Below are 280 nucleotides of genomic sequence, written 5' to 3' on the forward strand. Positions count from 1 at the left end.
GGGGGATAGTCTCGTTCCTCACAAAGTCAAGGCGGCGCCTTCCGCAAATAACACTGCAGCCACGCAGACGCAAAAGTATGGGTGGTACCTCTGGCGGACACGTCGTGGCACCAAGATTTCACGGTCGAGCAAGATGTAGGCGATTTGGGCCCGGAGGCTGGCGGGGCTCAGCCATGAGATTGTTGTTAGTGAGCGCTCTTTGCTCACTTACAACAAGGCCGATCTTGAAGACCGCGGTTTTTGCGGGCTTCAAGTCGTGCCCATGGCGTTCCAGCCCCAG

Origin of the sequence: Schleiferilactobacillus shenzhenensis LY-73 (assembly GCF_000469325.1) — a bacterium.
Taxonomy (GTDB): Bacteria; Bacillota; Bacilli; order Lactobacillales; family Lactobacillaceae; genus Schleiferilactobacillus; species Schleiferilactobacillus shenzhenensis.